The sequence below is a fragment of the Curtobacterium sp. B8 genome (genome assembly GCF_000333315.1).
In the GTDB taxonomy this organism is placed as follows: Bacteria; Actinomycetota; Actinomycetes; order Actinomycetales; family Microbacteriaceae; genus Curtobacterium; species Curtobacterium luteum.
Genome location: NZ_BACW01000535.1, coordinates 1 through 906, shown reverse-complemented (window position 1 = coordinate 906; position 906 = coordinate 1). Strand labels below are relative to the sequence as shown.

Here is a 906-nt window from a genome sequence, read left to right as displayed (position 1 = left end):
CGGAGCCCTGATACGTGTACTCACTGTCACTCGGCCATCCGGACAGCTTCGCGGTGAGCGTCTCTCCGACTCGCGCGGTGCCGGCAACGGTGACCGTGCCCGGCGTGTACGGTCCCTCGAACTTCGCGAGCGCGACGACGTTGCCGCCGCCGAGAGACTCGTAATGCTCCAACCCGGTGCCGGTGAACGCGATCCCCATGTAGGCATCACCATCTGGCTGCGTGTGGAGGTCCGCCGGCGAGAGCGGCAGGCTGCCCTGCAGCTGGCTCTTGGTCGCGTTGTGCACCTCCCCGTCGTCCGTGGCGAAATACAGCGACCCATCAGGCGCGAACCCCATACCGTCAACACCGGCCTCGAGGCCCACCACAGTCGTGACCACCGTTTGCTGACCCGCGGGAAGCTCGTACACCGACGCGTTGACGGACTTGCCGAAGTAGAGGTTGTCGCTCGCGTCAAACGCGAGGCCGTAGAAGTACTCGGTGCCGGTCTGGTGGTAGCGGACCTGGACGTTCGGGTCAGTGGACAGGCTGTTGGCCGAGACCGTGAGTGGCAAGGCGCTTGCGGCCACCTGGTACACGGTGGGGTCACTGTCAAGAGTGAAGGCCACATCGCCCTTGACGACGAACTCCGCCGCATCGACGAGCACTCGGTCGGGGTGCTCGACGTGGACCTGTGGTCGGGAGCCCGGTCGGGCGCGGTGAGCTGACGCGCGGTACCGCGGTCGCATCGAACCACGGAACCGACGTCGAACCAGGGCCACCACCTGGTTCGATGTCGGTTCCCCGGTTCGACGACAACTCACACCGGGAGCGCGTCCGGCACTCGAGCCGTCGCTGCCGCCGACGCCGCCGACACCGACACCGACACCGACACCGCCGGCAGCGTCGGGACCCGCTGCCCGCTCAT

General features: G+C 67.2%; 1 protein-coding gene. It reads right to left on the bottom strand.

The features are described from left to right. A partial coding sequence (locus tag I59_RS22935; RefSeq protein ID WP_042726770.1) for a hypothetical protein occupies positions 1-646 on the bottom strand: 646 nt, incomplete at its 3' end. Between the last annotated feature and the right edge of the window lie 260 nt (positions 647-906).